This window comes from Actinacidiphila sp. bgisy167 (assembly GCF_057707665.1).
The window spans coordinates 1-6,677 of the sequence record NZ_JBYIQP010000148.1 but is presented as its reverse complement, the minus strand read 5'-3'; the positions used below and the strand labels follow the sequence as shown (position 1 = coordinate 6,677).

General features: G+C 73.1%; 5 protein-coding genes. 3 read left to right on the top strand and 2 right to left on the bottom strand.

From position 1 onward, the window contains the following. Positions 1–251: 251 nt before the first annotated feature. From AC3ET4_RS29970 to AC3ET4_RS29960, 3 genes are all read left to right on the top strand, one after another. The gene (locus AC3ET4_RS29970) at positions 252–713 is read left to right on the top strand and encodes an ATP-binding protein (protein WP_488175980.1); all 462 of its coding nucleotides are present in this window, start codon (positions 252–254) and stop codon (positions 711–713) included. Between the two features lie 178 nt (positions 714–891). Next, positions 892–2,103: a PP2C family protein-serine/threonine phosphatase gene (locus AC3ET4_RS29965; RefSeq protein WP_431954977.1), complete on the top strand. Its 1,212-nt coding sequence runs from the start codon at positions 892–894 to the stop codon at positions 2,101–2,103. A gap of 1,106 nt (positions 2,104–3,209) precedes the next feature. Next, entirely contained in the window at positions 3,210–3,425 is a 216-nt protein-coding gene (locus AC3ET4_RS29960; protein ID WP_431954975.1) for a hypothetical protein, read from the top strand. Between the two features lie 213 nt (positions 3,426–3,638). On the opposite strand, the gene AC3ET4_RS29955 is transcribed toward AC3ET4_RS29960, so the two are convergent. Next, positions 3,639–5,213, bottom strand: coding sequence for an alpha/beta hydrolase (locus tag AC3ET4_RS29955; RefSeq protein ID WP_431954973.1), 1,575 nt, complete (start codon positions 5,211–5,213; stop codon positions 3,639–3,641). 215 nt (positions 5,214–5,428) lie between these two features. Further along, the gene (locus AC3ET4_RS29950) at positions 5,429–6,319 is read right to left on the bottom strand and encodes a hypothetical protein (protein ID WP_431954971.1); all 891 of its coding nucleotides are present in this window, start codon (positions 6,317–6,319) and stop codon (positions 5,429–5,431) included. Positions 6,320–6,677: the final 358 nt, after the last annotated feature.

The following is a 6,677-nucleotide window of genomic DNA, read 5'->3' as shown; positions in this document are numbered from 1 at the left end:
TATCCGCGCGGCCTCTGAGTGTGCCGGCGACGTGACGTGCGCCCCGGGGCGCACGTTCGGCAGGAGACCTGCCGTACGGCACGGGTGTCGCGGGTGTGCGTCCGGCCCACTGCTGTGACCCCTGGGGTTCGGGAGGTCACAGCGGGGTACACCAAGGGGGCGGATGCCGGGCCCCGCGTCCCTTGACGACGGACAGGAGGCCCTTCCTCCTAGCGGTGACGCTGCGCAGCAGCCCTTCGGCGTGGGGAGTGATGGAGTTGACGCACTGGTACGCCACCTCGTCACCTGTCGCCCGTACCGACGTGTACGTGTACGTGTGCGAGCTGGAGCACCGCGCCGTGGCCGCCGCCGTCGCGCGTCGCACGGCGCGCACCGTGCTGACCGGATGGGCGGTGCCGCAGGAGGCCGTCCACGACGCCGTCCTGGTCGTGTCGGAACTGGTCACCAACGCGGTGGAGCACGCGCTGCCACCGGTCGCCCTGCGACTGCGGCTGCGCCGCGGCGAGGGGGAAGGGTGGGCCGGCGGCAGGGCGATCGTCCGCGTCGAGGTCACCGACGGCGGGCCCGCGCCGCGGCACGGCGCCTGGGCGGCCAGCTGCGGTCCGGGCGAGCACGGCCGCGGCACCGCGATCGTCGACAGCCTCGGGGTCGGTTCCGGTGCCGGGGCCCGCAGCCGCGGCGCCGCCCGGTGGGCGGATCTGCCGGTCGTCTGACCTGGGAGGACCCAGGTGCGGGCGCCCCGGGAGCCAAGGCCGACCCTTTCCGCGGCGCCTGGTAAATCTGTAACGCGTATTTTGTTTGGAAGAAAACCAATCACCCATATGTTGGGATCGGCCAGAGCGTGGTGGTCATGGTCGTACCCCGTCCGGGTGCGGGAAGGGAGGCGCCCGTATGGTGATCGGGTCCCGTCTCTCCACGATGCAGGACTTCGTGGGCGCGGGCGGCCGGGCGTTCGTCGGCGCCATGTTCGCGTTCATCGTGGCCGTGCCCGTCGCCGACCACTTCCTGCCGCGGGACATCCACCTCGCCCATGTGCTCGTCATCCCCGTCGCGCTGGCCTCCGCCTTCGCCGGAGCCGTGCACGGCGCTGTGACGGGGGTGGCGGCCGTGCTGGCGCTCGTCGCGGCCGGGGCCGAGCGGCACACCCTGTCCTCGGAGAACGTGCTCGTCCAGCTCGGCTCGCTGATGGCGCTCTCCGTCTTGCTCGTCCTGATCAGCGTCCTGCGCGAGCGCCGCAGACGCGAGCTCGCGGAGCTGCGCGAGGTGTCGCGGGCGACCCAGGGGGTGCTGCTTCGGCCGCTCCCCGCCCGCGCCGGTCCGGTGACCATCGCCGCGGCGTACCGCAGCGCCGGCGACGGCGACCGCATCGGCGGTGACCTGTACGCCGTCGCCCGCACGGCGCGGGCCACCCGTCTGCTCATCGGCGACGTGCGCGGCAAGGGCCTCGGCTCCATCGGGGACACCAGCACCGTTCTCGGGGCCTTCCGCGCCGCCGCGCACCGGCAGGCGCCGCTGGCTGAGCTCATGCAGACGCTGGAGGCCGCCGTCCGCTGGGAGCTCACCGAGTCGGGGGGCGGGCCGGAGGAAGCCGACCTCGGGGAGCGTTTCGTCACCGCGGCCGTCGTGGAGGTCCCCGACGACGAGCCGTGTCTGCGCGTGGTCAGCTGCGGGCATCTGCCGCCGCTCCTCCTCCACGACGGGCACGTCACCACGTGCGACGTACCGGAACCCGCTCCACCACTGGGCCTGGGCGGCCTGACCAGGAGCAGCTACGCCCCCACCGCCTTCCCCTTCGTCCCCGGTGACCGGCTGCTGCTGTACACCGACGGAGTGACGGAGGCCCGGAACAGCGCCGGGGAGTTCTACCCGCTCATCATCCGGCTCGCCGAGTGGGGCGAGCGCAGCCCCGACAGGCTCGTGGAGAAGATGACCGACGACGTGCTGGCCCACGCGGGAGCCCCGCTGCGGGACGACATGGCCGTGGTCGCGGTCATGCGCGAAGCGCTCGGTGGGCCGCCGCCGAACGTCGGTGCGCAGGCCGGAGCCGACGCGGCGGCGGACGCCCGGACGCAGGGAGCGCGGCCTGCCCGTCGCGGAATGTGACGGCCATGGGCAGGCCCGCTCGGGTGCCGTGTCCCTCGCACACCGTCGGGCCGACATGCCCCCCGGGGCCGCATGAGCCGAGGCCGGCGATCGGCTGCAGGGACTGACGGAGCGCCATGGGGCGTGACCGCCGCAGTCCGGCGATGTCATGGCGGACTGCGGCGGTCACGCCCCATCGGCTCCGCCGGCGACCCCATGCCGCGCCCTGGAGACGGCGGCCGCCGGCATGGCCGCGTGACCGGGGATGCGCGGGCCGGGCGCCGCGCGGCGCGCATGAACGGCGGCATCCCGGTCAGACGTGAGCTGTGTGGGTGCCGGACCGCGTTCCCCCCCGTCGTGGTCCGGCACCCGCGCTTGGCGTCCAGGGGTCGCGGGGGTCGCCGACGGTGCGTTGTGCGCGAGGGATCGCCGTGAGTCGCGATGGGTGTCCGCAACCTTTTGAGCAGCGCGAACACGACCCGGCGGGCGCCTCACCCCAAAGATGGAGGAGTAATCGGGGCATAGGGGTGGCTTTCGGGACGTTACCTGACGCGGGGCTCACGGCCCACGGCGTAGGACTGGAGGAGTCCGCCCTGCACGGGCCGCGTTGCCGAAGGAGTGATGACCATGCGCCGCATCCGCGTCCAGCGACCGAAGAAACCGGCGCCGTCGCGCCCTCCGATCGACCTGCGGACGCCGTCCGGCAAGCCCCTCCCGTACTGACGCCCGCTCCCCAGCACACCGTGCACATCCAGAAGGGTCGCCGAGATGAGCGGCACGTCCCACCGGCCGGTCAGCGCCCTGCCCGCCTTCCGCCCGGTCTTCGCCTACACGCTCAGGCGGCTGCGCTACCTCACCGGAGGCGTCCGCCGTGCGGCCTCGCCGGGTGACGCCCCTCGTGGGCGGCCCGGGTGCGGGCTTTCGGCGCCTCGGTCGGCCACCGGCCGGGGCGCCGGAGACAGGTGGGCGGCCGCCGGCACGAGGCGGCCGCCTACAGGTGACTCCTACGTGCCGCCCGCACGTGGGGGTCCTCCGGACGGCCCACAGGGAGCGCTGTTGCGCGCCCTCGCCGACCGGGTGATCCTTGACGTGATTCGGGTGCGGTGCACCGGAACGCGAGGTGGGCCATGGTCGAGCCAGCGGTGAGGATCCGGCAGGACGGCGACGGTTACGTCGTGACCTGTCCGGGGACCGACGCGGTGGGGCGCGGGCCGACGGAGACCCAGGCGTGGACGAACTTCTGGGCCGCCCTGCACGCCGACTGGAAGCCCCCCGAGGACCTCAAGGCGCGCGAGGGCGAGGACCACGTACGGGGTCTGCGGGTCCTGCGGCTCTTCAGGTGACCGCGGTCGGACTGCCCTGCGTGGAGTGGGTCGGGCGTGTCTCTGCGAGCGTGCGGAGCGTGACGTCAGTGGCCCGTGCTCCGGCGCAGGAGCCAAGACCGTAAGCGCCCGTAGGGCCGTTTCCGAGGCGGATCGCGAGATCGTGGGTGGCCGTGAGCAGCTCGGCGTCGGGCACCGCCTTGGCCACGAGCTGCCATTCCGTCGCCGGGGATGTCAGGCGCAGACCGTCCCCATGGGCGGCAGTCGGCCGTGGGTCAGGTAGCGGTCGACGGCGTCGTCGACGCAGCCGACGGACATGAGGTAGGCGGTGTGGCCGTCGCCGTCATAGGTGAGGAGGCGGCCGGAGGAGAGCTGGCGGGCCAGGGCGCGGGCCTCGGAGTAAGGAGTCGCCGGGTCGCGGGTGGTGCCGACCACCAGGATCGGCGCCGAGCCGTGCGCGGTGACGGGTCCGGCCGGCTGGTCCGCGGGGACCGGCCAGTGGGCGCAGGTCGAGAGCTGGCGGGCGAAGTACCTGCCGAAACGGGGCGAGGTGCGCAGGAACTCGGGGAGTGCTGCGCGCGCCTGCGCCGGAGTGGCGCGTGGACCCAGACTGCCGCTGAGGCAGGTGATCGCGACGTACGCGTCGCCGCTGAAGCCGGAGGCGTCGAGGGCGCCGACGAGTTTCTGGAGTGCAGAGGTGCCGCCGATGCGTACCTCGCGGAGCGCGGCGCGCAGCGTCTCCCACGCGGGCGCCATGAGCCCGTTGGTGACCGCATCGAGGAGGCTGTCGCCGTCGACGACGACGTCCTTGCCCTGCCGTAGCGGGGCGCGGTCGAGGGCGTCGACCAGCGTGTCGAGGATGCGCCCCGCTTCGGTCGCGGAGTGGCCCACGGGACAGCCGGGGCGGGCGGCGCAGTCGGCCGCGAAGGAGTCCCAGGCGATCTGGTAGCCCCGGGCCTGGCCCAGCAGGCTGCGCACGCCGTCGAGCGTCGGATCGACGGCGCCGTCGAGCACCATGCGGCCGACGTGGGAGGGGAAAAGTCCGGCGTAGCTCGCACCGAGGTAGGAGCCGTAGGAGAAGCCGAGGTAGTGCAGCCGCGCGTCGCCGAGCAGGACGCGCAGGAGGTCCATGTCCCTGGCCGATGCGAGCGTGCCGACGTGGGGAAGCAGCCGCCCCGCGCCGCGCTCGCACGCGGAGGCGGTCTCACGGGCGGCTTCGTCGCCCGCCGTCGCGAAGTCCGGCCCGCCCGTCCCCGCCGCGCCCGGCAAGGGGCGCTTTCCCCGCGAGGCGCCGAGCGAGTCGGCGCCGCACCGCACCGGCGTGCTGGAACCGACCCCGCGCGGGTCGACGGCGACCAGATCGTAGGAGGCCCGCACGGCCGGTGAGAACGCCCCGGCGTACGACCACAAAGAGGTGATCGCGGGTTCACCGGGACCGCCAGGATTGAACAGCAACGAGCCGATGCGTGGGGCACCGCTCCCGGTGGCCTTCTTGCGGGTCGCCGCCAGACGGATGTCACCCGCCTCGGGGTGGGCGTAGTCGAGGGGGGCCCGCAGCGTGGTGCACTGGAACGACGGCTGGTCCGGGCAGCGCCGCCAGTCGAGCCGCTGCCGGTAGTAGCCGGCGAGTGCGGGATCAGCCGTCGCCGGGGAGGAGATGCCCGCCGGCGCCGCACGACCGTGCTCCGGTGGGGGTGCCGAGCAGGCGGCCGGCAGGAGTGCCGAGGCGCAGAGGACGGCGAGAGCCACGTGGGGGAGGCCGCGCCGTCCGCGGGATATGGGGCCGGTGGTCCGGGCTGCCTTCGTCACCACGCCGCTCCTTCGCCGTACGGTGCGTGATCAGTGCACCACGCACCGTCCCCGGCGGGAGCGTTCGTATAGGCCGGGGGAGTGACGTCCAGAAGGCGGCCGGGCCGTTGCGCCGCTGTGCGGCCACGGGATGAGGGTCTGGGCAGCAGCCCGCCCCGGGCCCCTGTGCGGGCCCGGGGCGGAGTGACCGCTCGCTGTGAAGAGGGGGTGGAGCGTCAGGCCTGGGTGCGACGCCGGCGCAGCAGGAACACGCCGCCCGCCGCCGCGGCGGCCAGGAAGGACGCGCCGGTGAGGGTCTCGGCGGTGTTCATGCCGGTCGCACCGCCGAAGCCCGTGTCGGGCGCGCCGTAGTCGTTGTCATTGTCGCGGTCGTTGCCACGGTCGTTGCCGCGGTCGTTGTCGTAGTCACGCCCGCCGCGGCCGTGGTGGCCCTTGTGGCACTTGCCGTCGCGGTCGCCGTAGCCGCCGCGGCCGTTGTCGTCACCGCGGCCGTTGTCGTCACCGCGGCCGTTGTCGTCACCGCGGCCGCCCCGGCCGTGCCCGCCCCACGAGCACTTGTCGCGGCCGTGGCCGCCACGGCCGTAGTCGCCGTAGTCGTTGTCGTAGTCGTCACCGTACTCGTCGTCGTCGTGCCCGCCGTGTCCGCCGTGTCCGCCGTGATCCCGGTCGTCGGGGTCGTCGTCGTTCGGCCCGGTGCCGGGCGGGGTGGTCGGGGTGGTCCCGCCGTCGCGGTCACCGGTCGTGGTCGTGGGGGGAACGGTGAGGGTGCCGACGCTGCCCTGGTCGGACTTCGGGCCGACCATGCAGCTGACGGTGATGGTGTAGGTGGTGGCCGGCGCGTCCTCGGGGATCGTGAAGGTACCGGTCAGCGGACCGCCCGGGGTCGCAGCGCTCAAGTTCAGGGCGTTGCGCAGCAGACCGGACGGGAAGGCGTTGGCGTTCACCATCGCGCCGGGCGTCTGGCAGACCTCCGAGTTGGCCGTGACGGTGACGGAGCGTCCGTTCTGGGCGACGTTGACGTCGACCACGGCGAAAGCCTGCGCGTTCGGAAGGACCACTGCCGCAGCGGTCATCGTCGCCATCGCCAGGATACGAGCACCACGCATCGAGCTGAACCTCCTTGTGGACGGGGCAGGCGGGATGTGGCCCCCGGCACGACTGCCAGCGCGTCCTCGAGACCTATATGGCGATCATCCGCACCCGCCCCGCACCTCGAGACCGGCGAAGGCGTTCGGTCGAACGGGGTGGGGAGGTGTTGCCGCCCAGGGCGTTATCGCAGGTGGGAGTGGGTGTGACGACCCGGATAAGAAAAATGTGAAGAGATGTCCAACCGGGTGACGGAGCATCAGTTAATCTTGGGTCAGCAAGCCGCGAGGACGCTGCCTCCCGCAGGGAAGCGACTACTGACTTTCCCGTCAGGTCCTTTTGTGCTGCCCCGGTATGGCCCCAGAATGGCATTGACCT

Coding starts and splice junctions, on each gene's coding strand:
- AC3ET4_RS29970 (WP_488175980.1), top strand. CDS start 252: ATGGAGTTGACGCACTGGTACGCCACCTCGTCACCTGTCGCCCGTACC.
- AC3ET4_RS29965 (WP_431954977.1), top strand. CDS start 892: ATGGTGATCGGGTCCCGTCTCTCCACGATGCAGGACTTCGTGGGCGCG.
- AC3ET4_RS29960 (WP_431954975.1), top strand. CDS start 3,210: ATGGTCGAGCCAGCGGTGAGGATCCGGCAGGACGGCGACGGTTACGTC.
- AC3ET4_RS29950 (WP_431954971.1), bottom strand. CDS start 6,319: ATGCGTGGTGCTCGTATCCTGGCGATGGCGACGATGACCGCTGCGGCA.